This is a genomic window from Apibacter sp. B2966, from assembly GCF_011082485.1.
GTDB lineage: Bacteria > Bacteroidota > Bacteroidia > Flavobacteriales > Weeksellaceae > Apibacter.
Map to the genome: position 1 here is coordinate 1,113,097 of NZ_CP049714.1, position 19,050 is coordinate 1,132,146.

11 protein-coding genes are annotated in these 19,050 nt (G+C 31.6%); 8 read left to right on the forward strand and 3 right to left on the reverse strand.

Annotation, left to right across the window (positions count from 1 at the left end):
* Window positions 1–44 precede the first annotated feature (44 nt).
* The 3 genes from G8C43_RS04810 to G8C43_RS04820 all read right to left on the reverse strand — a co-directional run bounded on the left by G8C43_RS04810 (window position 45) and on the right by G8C43_RS04820 (window position 4,299).
* Complete coding sequence (locus tag G8C43_RS04810; RefSeq protein WP_166004499.1) at window positions 45–1,451, reverse strand: T9SS type A sorting domain-containing protein; 1,407 nt, start codon at window positions 1,449–1,451, stop codon at window positions 45–47.
* 229 nt (window positions 1,452–1,680) lie between these two features.
* Complete coding sequence (locus tag G8C43_RS04815) at window positions 1,681–2,874, reverse strand: hypothetical protein (protein WP_160541833.1); 1,194 nt, start codon at window positions 2,872–2,874, stop codon at window positions 1,681–1,683.
* 42 nt (window positions 2,875–2,916) lie between these two features.
* Window positions 2,917–4,299, reverse strand: a complete 1,383-nt coding sequence (locus G8C43_RS04820) for a T9SS type A sorting domain-containing protein (RefSeq protein ID WP_160541832.1) — start codon at window positions 4,297–4,299, stop codon at window positions 2,917–2,919.
* Window positions 4,300–4,490: 191 nt separating this feature from the next.
* Here G8C43_RS04820 and G8C43_RS04825 point away from each other — a divergent pair, with 191 nt between their 5' ends.
* The 8 genes from G8C43_RS04825 (at window position 4,491) to dusB (ending at window position 19,002) form a co-directional block, all read left to right on the forward strand.
* Entirely contained in the window at window positions 4,491–7,280 is a 2,790-nt protein-coding gene (locus G8C43_RS04825; RefSeq protein ID WP_166004501.1) for a hypothetical protein, read from the forward strand.
* 140 nt (window positions 7,281–7,420) lie between these two features.
* The gene (metH, locus tag G8C43_RS04830) at window positions 7,421–10,084 is read left to right on the forward strand and encodes a methionine synthase (RefSeq protein ID WP_166004503.1); all 2,664 of its coding nucleotides are present in this window, start codon (window positions 7,421–7,423) and stop codon (window positions 10,082–10,084) included.
* A gap of 152 nt (window positions 10,085–10,236) precedes the next feature.
* On the forward strand, window positions 10,237–10,914 hold the full coding sequence (locus G8C43_RS04835) for a response regulator transcription factor (protein WP_166004505.1): 678 nt from the start codon (window positions 10,237–10,239) through the stop codon (window positions 10,912–10,914).
* Window positions 10,911–12,269: a sensor histidine kinase gene (locus G8C43_RS04840; RefSeq protein ID WP_166004507.1), complete on the forward strand. Its 1,359-nt coding sequence runs from the start codon at window positions 10,911–10,913 to the stop codon at window positions 12,267–12,269. Before G8C43_RS04835 ends, G8C43_RS04840 begins: the two co-directional genes overlap by 4 nt.
* A 129-nt stretch (window positions 12,270–12,398) precedes the next feature.
* Window positions 12,399–13,523, forward strand: a complete 1,125-nt coding sequence (locus G8C43_RS04845) for an efflux RND transporter periplasmic adaptor subunit (protein ID WP_166004510.1) — start codon at window positions 12,399–12,401, stop codon at window positions 13,521–13,523.
* Between the two features lie 15 nt (window positions 13,524–13,538).
* Window positions 13,539–16,631, forward strand: coding sequence for an efflux RND transporter permease subunit (locus G8C43_RS04850; protein ID WP_166004511.1), 3,093 nt, complete (start codon window positions 13,539–13,541; stop codon window positions 16,629–16,631).
* A 12-nt stretch (window positions 16,632–16,643) separates the two neighbouring features.
* Window positions 16,644–17,927, forward strand: coding sequence for a TolC family protein (locus G8C43_RS04855; RefSeq protein WP_166004513.1), 1,284 nt, complete (start codon window positions 16,644–16,646; stop codon window positions 17,925–17,927).
* 94 nt (window positions 17,928–18,021) lie between these two features.
* On the forward strand, window positions 18,022–19,002 hold the full coding sequence (dusB, locus tag G8C43_RS04860; RefSeq protein ID WP_166004515.1) for a tRNA dihydrouridine synthase DusB: 981 nt from the start codon (window positions 18,022–18,024) through the stop codon (window positions 19,000–19,002).
* Window positions 19,003–19,050: the final 48 nt, after the last annotated feature.

Here is a 19,050-nt window from a genome sequence, read left to right on the forward strand (position 1 = left end):
CTATTTATTATGTTTATGAATTAATTAACTAAAAATATTTTTACTTAGTTTTTAAGTATTTTTTGAACATATACTTCTGACTCACTCTCTATTTTTAGTATATAAATTCCCGGTATAAACATAGACATATCTATTTTATCCAGATATTTGTATTCTTGTAAAATAATTTTTCCTGTGATATCTGTAATAAATATTTTCTTTACTTTTTGATCAGTAGGTATTTTTATATTTAGATAAGCATCTACCGGATTTGGATATAAAATAATTTGCTCTTCTTTATTAGTCTGATTTTCAATTCCTAAAAATTTACTATCTTTTATTTTACTAATTTTATATTTATTTACTAATATATATTCATTACTTCCCAAATCTTTGATGAATGAAATTGTATTATTATCATCATTAGTAAAAGTTTTTTTCCAAATAATTTTCTTTTGCTTATTAATTTTAGTTAAAGTTGTGTTTTCCGACAATAAATAAAAACCGTCTGCTGTTTCAAGTGAATTTAAAATCGATTTATCGTTATTTTCACCAATAAAAGTTAAATTAGAAATCTTTTCCCCCTCTTCATTTATTTCAATTATATTCAACTTATTATTTGCAATTTTATAGGAATATAATAATTTTTTACTTTTATTTCTTACATAATTTATTTCAGATAAAGCATTATACATTTCCTTGATTTCTTTATTTTCAATGTTAATGCCGTCTTTATTTACCTTCAATAAATAGGAACTACCGAATTTGCCTGACATATATTCCTCATATTGTGTTATAAAAATATAGTTTTGATCGAGATCTTCCCTAATAGCTATACAATACCCACCCAATGATTTATCTAAAATAGTACGCCATTGTTCTTCTCCGGATTTATTAACTTTAATTATTATTCCTTCATATTTATCTATGTGTGGGTCTGTTTTTTTTACCGTAATAAGATAACCATCACTAACTGGTAGTACAGACATAATTTGCAAATCTTTGAAACTGTAAGAAATTAATTTATTTCTTCTATCCAATCTCTGATTAAAATCTATAAATTTTGTTGAAATCTCATATCCGTTACAATCGGTTTTCATTATCCATACACCATTTTCTCCTTTTTTAGGAAAATCAAAATAATCATATTTGTCTATTCCAAAAATAATATAACCGTCTTTTTCTCCCATTAACCGATATACTTCTCTGTCTACTCCATAAATATCTTCACTTAAATGCATTTCTTTACCAACTTTTCCATCTATATCAGTAAAAATTAACTTTGAACTTGTTCTATTCCTTCCATAAAAGTATATTTCTTCATTAACAGCTAAAGCATACCCGGATAATGTTTTAGCGACATCAGCAATAGAATAGTTTAAATTATTTTCCCAAAGTACCTCTGCACTTTGCGCATTGCTTTCTTGCAAGGTAAGAACACTTGCCCATAGAACTAGTAAAATTTTTTTCATAAATCACTTTTATTTTTTAGTGCATAAAAGTAGTAATCTTGGATAAAATACTCTACGGGATTTTAATATTTATTATAAAAAAGTATTATCCGACTATGAACAAATGGAAACTATGTTGTTTGGAATAATAAATTTTTCTTTAATTTTTATATTTCATAAAAAAACTAGATTATTTTTCAAATAATCTAGCTTTATAATTAATAAAATTTTAAATCACTTTTTTTAATCTTTAATCTTCTGCCGGACACAACAACGGATTAAATTTAGAATTTAAATTATCTGTAATTTTAAAAATATTTGTTTCTGAAAAATAATTCATTGGATTAAACTCTGAGTATATAGATACCATATAGGTATTTTTACCCATTGGAATTAAAGAATCAATAAAATTAGCCTTATTAAGATGAAAAGATTCATACCATTGTACATTTCCATTCTCATCAATCTTAAATATACTACTATCAAAATAAGTTGTTGTATTAAATTTCTCCTCACAGATAAAAAGATATCCTCCTTCTTCCGATTCAATAATTTTTCCTAAATAGGTTGAATAAAAGTCATTACCTATTGCAAAACCATATAATTTATTAAATATTACATTAAAATCTTTATCTAATTTCACTAATCTGATATCTTCTGAACTTAAATTATATTTGACTTCATGATCAGAAGTATCTTCTGTACTGAAAACTAAATAATTACCGGACCTGTCTTGATAAAAATCTAGATTTTTATTAGATTGATAAATGATATGATTAGGTATTTGTTTTTCTGATATTATTTCACCATAATCAGTAAATTCCATTATATAGAAATTTGAAGCATCTGATTTATCTTTCTTTTTTACTAACGCCAAATAATTTCCGTTTAAAGATTTTTGTCTTATTGAAACATATACTGCCTTATACTGATCTTTAGTTATTTCCCATTCTATTTCACCTTCTGAATTTAACTTATATATCCATATATCCTCTTTTTTATTAAAAGTGTTTGAAAGAAAAAAACCTCCTTTACTTGATGCCAATATATTTCGAGGCATTATAATACCTGTTTTCTTTCTAAAATAAATAATTCCTGAATTATCAATTTTGATCAATTGACCATCCTCAGTAAAAATTGAATACCCTTTATCATTCTCTATTAAAAAAATACCTTTTTCACTTGTATTTACCTTTTCTAATTTTCTTGACCATATAACCTTGCCTTCATCAGTTAATTCCTTTATTATTATGGAATAAACATCTTCAAATTCAGGCTCAAAATACCATGTATTTTCTAACAGCACATAATTGCCTTTCGTATTCTTTATAATAGTTTTTACTTGATTCGAACCTTCAAAAGTATTTAAGGTATTAATCTTAGGGTTTTGCGCATATATAACTGTAAAAAATAGTATGCTTAGTAGTATAATTATATTTTTCATTGTCTCTATTATTTGGTGAATTATTAAATAAAAAATAATTTTTTACTTTTTAAGTATTTTTTGAACATATACTTTATATTCGGTTTCAATTTTTAAAAAGTATACACCAGGCAGACACATTGAAACATCTAATTTATCCTGATATGTATTGTGTTCAAACACCTTTTTCCCACTAATATCGGTTACCAATATTTTTTTGATTTTTTCTCCTTTTGGAACATTTATATATAAATAGCTCTCAACCGGATTAGGATATAAAAATACGTTCTCTCTTTTTTCAGAAACATCATCTATTCCTAAGAATGGCTGCTGATCCTTAAGTTTTAAAATATTAAAATTATTAAAAGCTATATATTCATTATTTCCTAAATTAAATAGATTATTATAACCGTAATTATTATTTACTTTTTCTTTCCATAAGATTTCTCCTTTTTTATTTATTTTAACAAATTCATTTCCTCCAATAAGATAGCAATCATCATCAGTTTCCATCCAAGTGGAATCATTTTCCATAACCATATCATAGATAATCTTAGATATCACTTTTCCATCTTCATTTAGCTCAACTACCATAAATTTATTTTCTTCATTTTTAACTGAAAATAAGAGCTTATTTTTATTATTTGTGATGGGTTTCATTTTAAAATCACCCAACTCAACTATTTCATGTTGAGTCAAAATCTTTCCTTCCTTGTCTAACTTGACATAAAAATTTTTATTGGATGATCTATAACTTTCTTTAATATACCCTATTATACAGTACTCGTTATGAACTGTTTCTTTTAAAACCTCAAGATTTTCAAAACTTAACTTTTCATCAAAATTAACTTCCCATAAAACTTGACCATTCTTATCAAGTTTGTAAACAACTTTAACAAATTGATTGTTTTTATCGTATATTTTTGCTGTAAGTAAGTAGCCGTCACTAATTGTTTTAACGGATAGAATTTCAATCGTTCCATATCCACTATTATTCTTATCAAAAGATTTCTTACTCCAAATAATTTTTGTTTCTATTACACCACCATTGCAATCGGTCTGCATCATCCATAAATTATCCAATTTATTTTTTGATTTATCTGAAAATTTCTTTTCATCTATACCAAAAATAACATAACCGTCAGAATTGGGAATTATCTTATTAGCTATTCTGATTCCACCATTTAAATCAGTATCTAAGAAATTTTCCTTGATTAATTCACCGTTTGGGTTTAGAAAAAATATTTTAGATAATATCCCTAATCTTAATGAACAATCTCCAATTAGCGCAACTCCCCTAGATCGGGTTTTGGCCATATCATTAATGCCAGGATAACAAAGATTTCCCTCATCTAATTTTTTCTCCCAAACTGCTTTTGAATTTTGCGCATTAAAATTTTGTAAAGTAAGAACACTTACCCATAAAACTAATAAAATTTTTTTCATAGATCATCTTTTTAATTATTAATGGGTTAAAGATAGTAATATTGGATAAAATATTATCTAGGATTTAAATTTTTTCAAAATTAAAATTCTCTTATCATTTACTTTTCCAACCCAATAATTCACTTTTATTTTTATTTTATTATTCTTGGATTTATTTTTTATATATATTTGATAAAAAAGAATCCAATTGTATGAAATGGAAAAAAATTTCATTAGGATTAATTTTTCTCTTTATTCTGGGGGGTGTATTTAACTTCGGAATTAATAGTTGGATTAAAAACAGTTTACCTGATTTCATTTCTAAAAGAAATGATACACCATATAAATTTAATTATTCTGATGTTACGTATTCGCTCCTCCAGGGAGAAATGAACATAAGTGATATCAATATTGCTCCCAAGTCCAACAAAAAGGGCATTTATACCATCAAAGTAAAAAAAATAGTAATACACGGGGTAAAATTTATACGATTTTTATTATTTAAAGATTTAGCTGCAGATCTTATCGAAATTGACCAACCGGATATCATTTGTAAACAATATGCCGATTCATTAAATCACAAAAATGATTTAGTAAAATACAAGCTGGGAAATTCAATTCAAATTGGAAAATTTGAAATTAATAAAGGAAATTTAGCTCTTTACGACAAGGCATACGGAGCTAAAAGAGCTTCTTTACGAAATCTAAACCTTCACCTTTCCGGGGTATTATGGGATATGGTGGATAATGAAAAACGTATACCGCTTACTTACGATAAAGTAAAATTGGATGTGTCAGATATATTTTATCAGCTCGATGAAATTCATCATTTACAATTAAAAAAGTTTAAGTTTACCAACGGATTTCTTGAAACCAATCAAATACTTTTATATCCGAATATATCCGAAGAGAATTTTAAAACCGGAAATTATTTTCAAAAAACCTTACTTTCTATAGAGGTCCCAACCGCAAAGGTCAAAAATTTAGATTGGGGATATGATAAAAACGGTTACTTTTATCTTAAAACCTCTAAAATTGAAGTTGATTCTACTAATATTGCAATCATTGAAAAAAATTCAAAACCTAAAAACATTACGGAGCATATAGACCGAATAATTCCTTTTAATTTGAGTATTGATACCATCCAAATAATTAAATCGAAATTAAATTTCAATAATCATTTAACAAGCAATAATGTTAATATCGAAATTCTAAAAATAATCAACAAGGTTAATGATAAAATCACCCTGGAACGTTTAAAATTATATGATAATTCTTTAATTATAAAACAACCTTATGAAACTAAATCAGCTAAAAACAATTCAGGTAAATTTACCTATTTATTCGACGATGTTCTTGAAATAAAAAATTTTATCATAGCTAATTCACATATTCAATACTTCAATCCGGCTAATAACTCATTATTGGAAATGGGAAACATTAATTATTCGATTCATGATATTAATATCAATACGATATTTACTAATACAAAAAAATATATTCCTTTCTCCTACTCAAATTTTCAATTGGAAGCAAACCATATATTTTATACAGGATTTAAATTTTATAATTTCAAAATAGATAAAATGATTTTATCTGATAATAAATTTGAAGCAAAGAATTTAAACATTATTCCTACTATATCTCCACAAAAATTTGCAGCACAAAAAGTAAACAAGAACCTCTATAAAATCCATATGGATCATATACTACTCCCGAAGATAAAGTGGGATTTGAATAACAATAAATTCAGTTTACAAGCTTCTTCTCTGATTATAAATGAAATGAAAGCTTCAATATTTCAAAATCCAAAAGTTAAAGTCAAATCAAAAAATATACATTTCAACACGTATGACCTGGATACAGAAATTCGTTTAGATACATTTTTAATCGGCAAATCCTCCATCCATCAATATAATGCGGCTAATACAACACTCACTACATCAATAAAAGATTTAAAGCTTTCACTATACGACATTAAGGTAAAAGACTCATCCGATACCCATACCTTCGGTTTCCCTTTTTCTTTTTCAAAATTCAATATAACAGGTAAAAATATTTACCATGATATGGGATCTCATACGTTACAAATGAACCATCTGTTACTTTCCCATACTTCCCTATATGCAAACACTATAAATATACGGCCCAAAAAAAGTCAATTGAATTTTATGAAAAAAAAGGGTATTGATGCTTATACGGTGAATCTTTCCAAAATTGCAATACCCAAATTAAATTGGGGTTCATTAGATAATCAAATAGATTTTATTGCTCCTAAAGTCATCGTTGAAAATATGCAAACCACTATCCATCAATACGACATTCCTGACAATGTTTACAAACCAGTTTACAAACCTTTTTTCAGCGAAAAACTTAGAAAATTAAAATTTAAGTTAAATATTAAAGAAGTCCATTTTTATAATTCTTCCTTAACGTATGAAGAAGAATCCCTTACTAACAATATTGGAAAAATTTTCTTTACCAATATCAATGCAAAAATTAAAAATATTTCCGGTGGATATGATGTTTCTCATTTACCCGATGTAGTCATAGATTTTAAAAGTACTTTCATGAAATCCGGAAAACTATCTGCCAGTTGGAAATTTAATACATTAAATAAATCGGATAATTTTACCGTTAAAGGAAATTTATACGGACTTCCTGCCGAAAAATTGAATCCATTTATAAAACCTTATTTACATATATCGGCAAATGGAAACATCCAAAAAGTTTCATTTAATTTTGATGGCGATAATACAGTTGGAAACGGTACATTCGGTATGAATTATAAAAATTTAAAAATTACCCTATATAAAAAGGATGGTGAAAGAGAAAAAAAATTCCTTTCTTCTCTTGCAAATCTTGCCTTAATAAAAAATTCAAAAGACTCCCTAAAAATGTCGAAAATTAAAAAAGTAGAAAGAAGTAAAGACAAATCATTTTTTAATTTTCTATGGAAACTCACATTCAGTGGACTTAAAGAAACTTTATTGATTTTTTAATAAAAAATAAGATTTACAAGAATAACATACATTAAATTAAACAATGTTTTCTTCATAAAATAAGTAATAACGAATAGCATAAAACATTCAACAAGATAAGTTACAAAAATCGTAACTTTGTTAATTCTTTGAATTACCCCATGCAGAATACATTAAAATTATCAGGATTAGAAGTTTTTACTGTTTACCCTGGAAGCAATTTTATAAACATCGGTGAAAGGACCAATGTTACCGGATCGCGTAAATTTTTAAATCTGATAAAAAATGAAAAATTCGATGAAGCTCTTTCAATTGCCCGAGATCAAGTGGAAGGAGGAGCTCAGATCATTGATATTTGCATGGATGAAGGCTTAATTGACGGCGTGAAAGCTATGACTACCTTTTTACGTTTGATTGCTTCTGAACCCGATATAGCACGAGTTCCTATCGTTATCGATTCTTCAAATTGGGAAGTCATTGAAGCCGGATTAAAAAACATTCAAGGAAAAGGAATAGTTAATTCCATCAGCCTAAAAGAAGGAGAAGAAGAATTTATAAAAAAAGCCAAAATTATCAAACGATACGGAGCGGCTATGATTGTTATGGCATTTGATGAAGAAGGACAAGCCGATAATTTGGAAAAACGAAAAATTATATCCCAACGCTCCTATGATATTTTGGTTCATCAATTAAAAATTAACCCTTCTGATATCATCTTCGACCTCAATATTTTCCCGGTAGGTACCGGAATGAAAGAACACCGAAGAAATGCACTAGATTTTTTTGAAGGAACTCAATGGGTGAAAGAAAATCTTCCGGGGTGTTTCGTTTCGGGAGGAGTAAGTAATGTATCCTTTTCGTTTAGAGGAAATAATAAAGTTCGGGAATCGATTAATGCTGCATTTCTATATCATGCCATCCAATACGGATTGGATATGGGAATTGTCAATCCCACCCAACTGGCCATATATCAAGATATTGAACCGCAATTGCTTAAAAAAATTGAAGACGTCTTATTTGATAGAGATAAAGAAGCTACCGAAAGGCTTATAGAATATGCAGAAACTATTGTTGAAAATAAGGATACAAAAGAGCAAAAAATAGAAGAATGGAGGTCGTGGCCGATTGAAAAAAGATTGGAATTTGCTTTGATAAAGGGCAATGCGGACTACATTGAACAAGATGTTGAAGAAGCCCGTTTACAAGCCAATAAACCTTTGGATGTAATTGAAGGCCCTTTAATGGATGGAATGAATACGGTTGGCGAGTTATTTGGAGCGGGTAAAATGTTTCTTCCTCAAGTGGTTAAAACTGCTCGAGTAATGAAAAAGGCCGTTGCATACTTGCAACCTTTCATTGAAGCAGAAAAAAACGGAGAATCTCAATCTAACGGTAAAATACTAATGGCTACCGTTAAAGGTGATGTTCATGATATCGGTAAAAATATAGTCGGAGTCGTATTGGCTTGTAATAACTATGAAATTATAGATTTAGGAGTTATGGTTCCTAAGGAAACAATTATCGAAACCGCCATCCGTGAGAAGGTGGATTTGATTGGACTTAGTGGTTTAATTACTCCTTCTTTAGATGAAATGATCCACGTGGTTGAAGAACTCGAAAGAAGAAATCTTTCATTTCCGGTCATGATTGGAGGAGCTACTACTTCAAAAATCCATACCGCCTTAAAAATTGCCCCTAAATATAGTCATACGGTTGTTCATGTCTTAGATGCCTCTAAATCTGTTACCGTTGCATCTTCTTTACTCTCTTCACAAAGCGAGGATTTTAAGAAAAAAATATCAGAAGAATATGCCCATTTAAGAGAAGGCTATTTAAATAGAAGTACTGAAAAAGAATATCTTACGCTAGAACAAGCTCGTAAAAATAAACTAACTATTGATTGGAATCAATACATTCCCTGTAAACCCAAACAGCTAGGTGTACAGGTATTTTCTTCCATACACCTGGAAGATCTAACGGAATATATCGATTGGCAACCTTTCTTTAGAACTTGGCAACTGACAGGAAAATATCCCGACTTGCTTTCAGATGAAGTAACCGGCGAAGAAGCCACAAAATTATATCATGATGCGTTACAAATGATTGAAAAAGTAATTGCTGAAAAACTATTGCAACCCAAAGCCGTAATTGGATTATTTAAAGCCAATTCCAATGAACAAGACGATATTGAAATTTACTCGAATGACAATAAACTAATTCATACATTTCGAACCTTACGGCAGCAATCTGTAAAGTCAGAAGGAAAACCAAACTTAGCCCTATCCGACTTTATTTTACCTAAAAACAAAGAAAATTTACACGACTATATAGGATGTTTCGCTGTTTCTATTTTTGGAGCAGAAGCCTTGGCCAAACATTACGAAACAAACCATGACGATTATTCGGCTATTATGATAAAAGCTGTTTCGGATAGATTTGTGGAAGCCTTGGCTGAATACATGCATCATAAGGTAAGAAAAGAAATTTGGGGATATGCTCCCGATGAAATCTTGGATAATCAATCACTATTTAAAGAAAAATATCAAGGCATACGTCCCGCTCCCGGTTATCCTGCTTGTCCGGATCATTTAGAAAAGCTCACTATTTGGGAATTGTTGGATGTTACGGATCATATTGGAGTACAATTGACTGAGAGTCTTGCAATGTATCCGGCTTCTTCAATTTCGGGATATTATTTTGCAAATCCACAATCTAACTATTTCGGATTAGGGAAAATTACGCAAGAACAAGTTAAAGATTATGCTAAACGTAAAGAAATAAAACTTGAAGACGCACAATATTGGCTTAAACCTAATTTAGCCTAAGAATCTTACTATCTCACTTTTATTCTTGTTTTTAAAAGGAATAAATTAAATATTTATAAAAGCTAAACTAAGATACTACTTTTCTTTATAGAGAACATTACTAAGCCAATAATTCCTTATCTAATATAAAAAGAAAAGGTACATTTGCAATTATGAATATTCTATTAGTTGAAGACGATTTAAGAGTTTCGGAACTGATAAAAAAGGGTCTTAAGGAACAAGGATTTACTGCAACCTTAGCTTATGACGGTTTATCGGCAAAAGATTTGTTTCTCAGCCATGATTTTGACCTGATAATTACGGATATTATATTGCCTGAAATTAATGGAATAGCTCTTTGTAAAGAAATAAGAATGTTAAAACCGGAACTTCCCGTTATCATGTTAACCGCATTGGGAACTACCGACGATAAAATTGACGGTTTTGATGCCGGAGCAGACGATTATCTAGTCAAGCCTTTTGAAATGAGAGAATTGAAAGCAAGAATAAAAGCTCTGTTAAAAAGATCATCCAAAAATAAATTAGGATTTATCTTAAAATTTTGTGATCTGGAAATGAATTTGCAGACGAAAATTGTGAAAAGAAGCAATAAAGAATTAAATCTTACCCTAAAAGAATTTAAACTCCTGGAATTTTTATTGCAAAATCAAGGCAGAATTATTTCCAGAACGGAAATTGCCGAAAAAGTATGGAACACTCATTTTGATACGGGAACTAATTTTATAGATGTGTATATTAACTACTTACGAAAAAAAGTAGATAAAGATTTTGAAAAAAAACTTATTCATACTCGCTCCGGTATGGGATTTATATTAAAATCCGATACATGAAAATTCGTACTCAGATCACCCTATTATTTTCTTTGATTACAGCATCCATATTGCTGATATTTGCCACTATTATTTATATTTCAGCCAAACAAAACAGAGACAATGAATTTTATTCTTTATTAAAAAAAGAAGCCATAACCAAAGCAAATCTTTATTTTAAAGCGAAAGTACCCTCACAAACCCTTCAACAAATTTATCATAACAATTATCAAACAATTCAAGAAGTTGAAGTAGCTGTATATGATAAAGAATTTCATCTTCTCTATCATGATGCGGTAGATATTGATTTTGTGAAAGAAACTCCTGAAATGATTCATGAAATTTATTCCAAAGGAGAGATCAAATTTCATCAGGGCGACTGGCAAGTAATAGGACTTATCTATTCCTATAATAACAATAAATACATAATCACTGCGGCTGCCTATGACCAATACGGATACAATGAACTCAAGTCCTTATTGAGAAATTCATGTATTATCTTTATATTTTCCATACTTTTTATCATCCTTGTCGGATATTATTTTTCTAAAAAAGTATTCCAACCGATTAAAAATCTAACCACGGAAATGAAAAAAATATCAGCCAATCATTTAACGGTTAGATTGAAAACCAAACCTGAAAAGGATGAGCTTTCCGAATTGGCAATTACATTTAATCAAATGCTGAATCGGTTGGAAAATTCTTTTGAAACGCAAAAACATTTTGTTTCCAATATTTCCCATGAATTACGAACCCCGTTAGCAGCCATTATTGCTGAACTGGAACTTTCTTTACATCATCAAAAAACATCGGAAGAATATCAAAGGATTTTGAAAAACGCCTTATCAGATGCTAAAAAAATCACTAAATTATCTAATAATTTGCTTGATCTGGCAAAAGCCAGTTATGATCCCTCTAAAATAACATTTAAGCCAACAAGGATCGATGAAATCCTTATAGATGCCTGCAGTCAAATACAACAAGCAAATGCTGCCTATCAAACAAAATTATCTTTTGAAGATGATTTCATTCTCGATAATGAAACAGTACTAATGGGCAACGAATATTTGTTAAAAGTAGCCTTTATCAATCTTATTGAAAACGGATGTAAGTTTTCCGAAGATCACCTGTGCCATATATCCATTTCAACTAGTAATTCAAAACTTCAACTGAAATTTTCAGACCGTGGTATTGGAATTCCAACGGAAGATATCACCAAAATTTTCACTCCTTTTTACAGAGGAAAAAATAAAAGCTTTACCTACGGAAACGGAATCGGCCTTTCTCTTACTAAAAAAATTATTGAACTGCATTCCGGAACTATCAACGTAACCAGTCAATTGCATCAAGGTACTACCCTTATCATTCTATTATAACCTTTGTATTGCATTCTTTTCTAATAAAATTCTAATTTTTTTTTAAATCTTTTTTAATATTCATTAACAATTAGTTACCTTATTTTTGTATACAAAAAAAATTAAGAATTTTTAAAAAAGGCGGAAAATATGAAAACTATAAAAATCCGAAACATCAACTTACTAATTTTAGGATTATGCTTTATAACTTTTTCATGCCATAAACAAAATACAGAAGAAGAAAGACCGGAATTTACTGTTAGTGGAAACACAATTATTTTACCGGATAATTCTAACATAAATAATCACTTAAAAATAGAACCCGTAAAAAGTGAATGGTTAAGCCCCGACTTAGCAACCGTAGGAGTCGTCAGAGCCATACCAACCGGTTATGCGGAAATAGTACCTCCGTTTGCAGGCAGAATTACTCAATCCTTTGTAAAGCTGGGACAAAAGGTAGAGGTGGGTTCTCCTCTTTTCGCCATCAGCTCTCCCGAATATTTCAACGCTCAAAAAGATTATTTTGAAGCGCAACAAGAATATTCCTTATCAAATTTAAATCTTAAAAGACAAAAAGACCTATTAGAGCATGGAGTAGGAATACAACGAGTGGTAGAAGAAGCTAAAACCGATTACGAAACCAAAAGATCCGCACTTGAAAATGCAAAAGCTGCTTTAAAAGTTTTTAATATAAATCCCGGCAGTTTAAAATTAGGTCAACCCTTAGTTGTTACCTCTCCAATCAAAGGGGAAATTATTACCAGCAAAATAGTTATCGGTCAATATATCAAAGAAGAAGCTGAACCTATAGCCACCATAGCAGAATTAAATAAAGTATGGATTGCCGGACAAATAAAAGAAAAAGACTTAGGATTCATTAATAAACTAAAAGAAGTTACCATACAGGCAGACGCTTTTCCCGATAAAAATATAACCGGCAAAATATTCCACGTCAATGAAATGGTGGATGAAGACACCCGAAGTGTTGAAGTTTTGGTTGAATGCGACAATTCGGACAGAGCCCTGAAACCGGGAATGTATGTAAACGTTCATTTTAAAAATGAACCGGAAGAAACTTTAACAGTTCCTACCCGAGCAATCTATCAAGTAAACGATGATCAATTTGTATTTGTACAAGTAGATAAAAATAAATTCATCAAGAAAAAGGTTGAAACCAAAGATATTTCAAAAGACAAAACCGAAATAAAAAAGGGAATTAAAGCAGGAGAAAATATAGTGACCGAAGGAGGAATATATTTACTGGAAGCCCAATAAAACAAAAAGAAAAACATGAATAAACTTATTCAAACAACTATACACAAACGTTGGGTACTGGTTGCCCTTTTTGTTATGCTTGCCCTATTCGGGTATTATTCCTGGAAGCACCTTTCCATTGAAGCCTATCCGGATATTGCCGATGTAACGTCTCAAGTGGTTACCCAAGTTCCCGGATTAGCGGCGGAAGAAATAGAACAACAAATAACTATTCCGGTGGAACGGGCCCTAAACGGTCTTCCGGGAATGCATGTAATGCGCAGTAAAAGCACCTTCGGACTTTCCATTATTACCATCGTTTTTGAAGACGGTGTAGATGATTATTGGGCGAGGATGAGAATACAAGAACGATTAAATGATGTAGAATTACCTTATGAAGCAACTCCCGAATTAGACCCATTAACTTCACCTATTGGAGAAATTTATCGATACATTATTGAAAGTAAAACGCACGATTTACGCGAATTGACCGATCTGCAAAATTTCGTAATTATTCCACGAATTAAGCAAGTAGCAGGAGTTGCCGATGTAACAAATTTCGGCGGAATTACTACCCAGTTTCAAATTGAGCTGGATCCCAAAAAACTCGATCAGTATCAATTATCGTTAGGAGAAGTCATTAAAACCATTGAAAATAACAATGTTAATGCAGGTGGAAGTATTTTGCCTCATGGAGATTTAGGATATGTTATTCGTGGAATCGGATTAGTTAAAAACCTGGAAGATATCGGTAAAATAGTAGTCAAATCGGAAAATGGAGTTCCTATTTTATTAAATGACATAGGAAAGCTTAAATACGGAAACATTGAACGAAAAGGAATTTTAGGTTATACAGATAAAAAAAGAAACTATTCTGAGAGTATTGAAGGAATCGTACTTTTATTAAAAGGACAAAATCCATCTAAGGTTTTAGAAGGAGTTCATGAAGCAGTAAACGATTTGAATACTCAAATCTTACCGGAAGGCGTAAAAATACATCCGTTTTTAGACAGAACCGAATTGGTGAACACCACCTTGAATACTGTTTCGCACACCCTGTTTGAAGGGATGTCATTGGTTATTGTCGTACTAATTGTTTTTTTAGGAAGTTGGAGAGGTGCTTTATTGGTTGCCGTAACCATTCCTCTTTCCCTTCTTATTGCTTTCATCTTGATGTACTTCACACATATTCCGGCAAATTTGCTTTCTTTGGGAGCTATAGATTTCGGCATCATTGTAGACGGTGCCATCGTTATGATGGAAACCATATTGCGGAAACGAGAAGAAGAACCTAATGAAGAATTGCAAGAAAAAACGATTGCACAAAGGGCTGCCGAGGTTGCAAAACCTATTTTATTTTCTACCATCATCATTATAACTGCTTATCTGCCTCTTTTTGCCTTCGAAAGAGTTGAAAAAAAATTATTTACTCCGATGGCTTTTACAGTCAGCTATGCTTTATTTGGTGCCCTGCTCGTTGCCTTATTATTGATTCCCGGATTGGCCTATTTTATATACAAAAAACCCCAAAAACTCTATCATAATAAATGGCTGGAAAAGCTGACCGATCGCTATTTTATAAACATACAAAGGATTATGAAAGCTCCGAAAAAAATATTTCTTCCTTTAGGTATTTTACTGGGAGTTACTTTTCTACTGGCTTTTTATGTTGGAAAAGATTTTCTGCCTCCTTTGGATGAGGGGTCTATATGGCTTCAAGTTCAACTGCCGCCCGGTATTTCCGTTGAAAAGTCTAAAGAATTAAGTGACACGCTACGCGCACGTACCATGAAATATGATGAAGTAACTTATATCACGGTACAAGCCGGTAGAAATGACGACGGTACCGACCCATGGACGGCATCTCATTTTGAGGTTTCTATTGGATTAAAGCCTTACAAGGAATGGAAAAAAGGAAAAACCAAATACGACCTTATTGCTGAACTTGAAAAAGAATATTCAAAACTTCCCGGTTTTACCGTCGGGTTTTCTCAACCTATGATTGATGGGGTAATGGATAAAATATCCGGAGCTCATAGTGAGCTGGTAGTAAAAATTTACGGAGATGATTTCGGGGAAACCCGAAGAATTGCCGAGGATGTTATGAAAACTTTAAAAACTGTTAAAGGAGCAGTAGATTTAGCTATCGATCAAGAACCGCCCCTACCTCAACTTCAAATAATTGCAAACAGGGACAAAATTGCTCAATATGGTTTAAATGTAGCAGATGTTGCAGAACTTATTGAAGTAGCCATTGGCGGGAAAGCCATTTCTCAAATTTTTATAGGAAATAAAGTTTACGATATTATCTGTCGTTACGATGAAAACAGCAGAAATACGCCTGATAAAATTTCAAATTTGATGCTTACTTCTGAAACAGGAGCCAAAATACCACTATCACAAGTTTGCGATATCAAGTTAAGTACCGGAGAAAGTACCATTACGAGAGAAATGAATAAAAGGCATTTAACGGTAAAAATTAATTTGCGAGATCGAGACTTAGGTAAATTCTTAGTAGAAGCACAACATAAAATAGAAAAAGAAGTAAAATATAATCACGAAAAATACCATATCAAATGGGGAGGGCAATTTGAGAACCAAAACAGGGCTTATGCTCGTTTGGCCTTTATCATTCCTTTGTCTTTGGGAATTATGTTTATCTTATTATATAGTGCCTTCGGAAATTTCAGACAAGCCGGTTTGCTGATGAGCATTGTTCCTTTGGCTTTATTTGGCGGAATGTTAGCATTAAATGTAAGGGGCATGACTTTAAATGTTTCTTCAGCAGTTGGATTTATTGCTTTATCGGGAGTAGCTATACAAAATGGCGTAATTATGATTTCGCATATAAACTTTTTACGAAAACAAGGACAAACACTTCTCCGGGCGGTACTATTGGGTGCAAAAGATCGATTCAGACCGGTACTAATGACCGCAACAGTGGCTATTTTAGGTTTGCTCCCGGCTTCTTTAGCTACGGGTATTGGTTCGGATGTACAACGACCTTTGGCTACCGTAATTGTTTATGGACTATTATTTTCAACTGTTATTACCCTGTTTGCCTTACCGGCTCTATATTATATTATTGAAAACAAATGGGGAAAAGATGAACAAACAGAAGAAATTTAAAATCTGAAATTTATGAAATCAAAGTATACGATTCTATCGATATTCATCTGCCTCCTGTTTATACCGTTAATAGTACCGGCTCAAGTTGTCGATACCACCTTTGCTAAAAAACAACTGAACTATATTGATTTTATTCAGCAGGTTAAGAATAACAATTTGGAATATGCTGCACAAAAATATACGGTAAATCTCGCTGAAGCAGAGGTTGAAAATGCGAAAATTATTCCTGATGTGGAATGGAACATAGAAGGAAACAGCAACCAAAAACATATGGGTAACAATTTGGAAACCGGCTTAGGATGGACTATAGAGCTGGGAGGAAAACGAAAAGCCCGTATCGACTTAGCTAAAAGTCAAGTTGATTTAAATCGCTATTTGTTACAAGATTATTTGCGAAATTTATATGCGGATGCTTCTTTGCAGTTTTTGGAATGTATTCAAAATAAAAACCTGTTGGATGTACAACTCAATTCTTATAAAACGTTATCCAATTTAGCCGCATCCGACAGCATTCGATATAAATTAGGAGATATTACTCTAACAGATTCTAAACAAAGTAAGTTGGAAGCTCAATTTATGCTCAATGAAGTCTTTAAAGCCGAGTCGGAATGGAAAAACTCTTTATATGCCTTAAATTTAGTAATGGGTAAATCTCAAAAAGATACTTTATATACGGCTAACAGCAATTTTACCGACTTTAACAGAGATTTTGATTTAGCTGATTTGATAACAACCGCACAAAATAATCGTGCCGATCTACAAGCTGCTTTACAAAATAAAGAAGTTTCACAAAAAATGCTGAAGTTAGCGAAAGCCAATCGGGTAATGGATTTAGGAATTAATGCCGGAATGCAATTTAACGGAAAAGCTACCAATGAAGAAGCGCCTTCTCCGTATCATACGGGTGTAACAGCCGGACTTTCCATACCTCTTCGTTTTTTAAACAACCGAAAAGGGGAAGTGCAAACAGCACATTATACCATTCAACAAGCAGATTTAGAATATAAGCAAGTAGAACTTCAAATTCAAACAGAAGTTACTCAGGCGTATCAAAATTATGTAAATACCAAAAAACAAATGCAGCAGTTTTCCAATGGTTTGCTTTCCGAGTCCAAGGCCATTCTTGAAGGTAAAATTTACTCCTATAAAAGAGGTAATACGTCTCTTCTTGAAGTCTTAGACGCACAAAGAACGTATAATGATGTACAGGAAAATTATTATCAAACCTTATATAATTTCTGTTCTGCACTAGTAAGATTGGAAAGAACTGTAGGTATTTGGGATATAAATTTTTAATTTTCAACCCGATAATCTTTTCATACCCTTGTATTTTTTACAGACCTTAGGTATTTTAAATGGCAGATTATATCTTTGCAAAAATTTTAAATAATTGGTTAAAATAGGAAACATAGAATTACCAGACTTTCCCTTTATTTTGGCACCTATGGAAGATGTTAGCGACCCACCCTTCCGTCGTTTGTGTAAAATGCATGGAGCAGATCTCATGTATTCCGAATTTATTTCCTCAGAGGGTCTGATACGAGATGCCATAAAAAGTAAGAAAAAGCTTGATATATTCGATTACGAACGTCCTATAGGAATACAAATATTTGGCGGAGACGAAGAGGCTATGTCTCTATCTTCCAAAATAGTTGAAACTGTACAACCTGATTTAGTTGACATTAATTTTGGGTGTCCGGTTAAAAAAGTTGCCTGCAAAGGAGCAGGTGCGGGAGTGCTGAAAGACATTGATTTGATGGTTCGTTTAACTCGAGCTGTTGTACGAAGTACTCATCTTCCGGTAACCGTAAAAACCCGTTTAGGTTGGGATGAATCTTCCATTACTATTGATGAAATTGCTGAACGTTTGCAAGACGAAGGAATACAAGCACTGACTATTCATGCACGAACACGATCTCAAATGTATAAAGGGCACTCCGATTGGTCTCATATTGCGCGGGTTAAAAATAATCCAAGAATTAAAATTCCTATTTTTGGCAATGGTGATATCAACTCTGCTAAAAAAGCGAAGGAATATAAAGAGACCTATGGAGTTGACGGTATCATGATTGGAAGAGCTGCTATTGGAAATCCTTGGATATTCAGCCAAATTAAACATTATCTGAAAAACGGAGAAGAGCTTCCACCGCCCGATTTGCAACAACGTATTGAAGCTGTTAAAAATCATGCTACATGGTCAGTGGAATGGAAAGGTGAACGCACCGGCCTTTTAGAAATGCGTCAACATTATTCTAATTATTTTAGGGGAATTCCTAATTTTAAAATCTATAAAACTCAATTGCTTTCAGCTCTAACATTAGAAGAATTGAACCAAATATTTGACGACCTCCTTGCTGATCAAGCAATTTAATTCCTATTTGAATTGATGGTTTACCTGATTGTGTAAATTTTTATTATT